Below are 1227 nucleotides of genomic sequence, written 5' to 3' on the forward strand. Positions count from 1 at the left end.
CGTTGTCTTGTACGCAATCGGATTGGGGCTGCCTGATCCATCGTGAACACTTCTCCACTTGTTTTTAGTGGAGACATGTTCACTTAACCCCGACTCAGGGGCAACATGTGTTCGCCAGACGCTTACCTTGTGTCATCATGCGTTTCATGATCACCGAGCAAGACCTGCAAAGCATGAATGAGGAGGCTCTCAGAAGCCTCGCCAAACAGTTCATTGCCACCATTGGTGAACAAACCCAGGTCATTGACGAAGCCCGCCGCACGGTCAAAGAGAAAGAACAGATTATCGCCAAGCTCACCTTTGAGCTCGCCTACCACCGCAAGCTGCGCTACGGGCGCAAGAGCGAACACCTCACGGCCGAACAGCGCCAGCTCTTTGAAGAGTCCATGGACACGGATCTAGCCGCCATTGGTGCAGAGCTCGAGTTGCTCAAGCCTGCTACACCGGTAGAGGCTGAGAAACGGTAACCGCGTCGCATGCAGATCCCGGCCAACCTGCCACGCACCGAGATTCGCCATGAACCGGCGAGCACCCAGTGCGCCTGCGGTTGCCAGCTCAAGCGCATCGGCGAGGACGTGAGCGAGAAGCTGGACTACGCGCCCGGACTTTTCTCTGTCGAGCGCCACATAAGGGGCAAGTGGGCTTGTACCGCCTGCCAGACGATCACCCAGGCTCCCGTGCCGGCCCACATCATTGACAAGGGCTTACCCACCACGGGATTGTTGGCACATGTGTTGGTGGCAAAGTTTGCCGATCACCTGCCGCTCTACCGCCAAGAGCATATCTTTGCCCGCGCCGGGGTGCCGATCTCGCGCCAAACACTCGCCGACTGGGTCGGCGCCTGCGGCGTACAACTCCAGCCCCTGGTGGATGCCCTGAAAGCGGAAGTGTTCAAGCACGACATCCTGCACGCTGACGAGACCCCGGTCAACATGCTCAAGCCCGATAACGGCAAGACCCATCGGGCTTACATCTGGGCCTACAGCCCAGGGCAGTTCGAGAGCCTGAAGGCCGTGATTTATGACTTCACCGAGACTCGTGCGGGCAAACATGCCCGGGAGTTCCTCGGTGACTGGCAGGGCAGCATCCTGGTCGATGACTTCGCAGGTTATGTTGCGCCGAAATTTATGTTGCGGCAGCGAGGTTATGAGTCAGAAATCATAGGGGGATTTCTAACTCATTCCGCACATAATAAACGGGTGCGAATCTATAGGTGCCGTAGAAACG

Annotated in this window: 1 pseudogene; it reads left to right on the top strand. The window is 57.5% G+C overall.

The annotated features are described in order from the left end of the window. Positions 1–173: 173 nt before the first annotated feature. A pseudogene (tnpC, locus tag QWY27_RS15235) lies at positions 174–1118 on the top strand (IS66 family transposase); the annotation flags it as partial. Between the last annotated feature and the right edge of the window lie 109 nt (positions 1119–1227).

Source organism: Zwartia vadi (genome assembly GCF_030410375.1).
In the GTDB taxonomy this organism is placed as follows: domain Bacteria; phylum Pseudomonadota; class Gammaproteobacteria; order Burkholderiales; family Burkholderiaceae_B; genus Zwartia; species Zwartia vadi.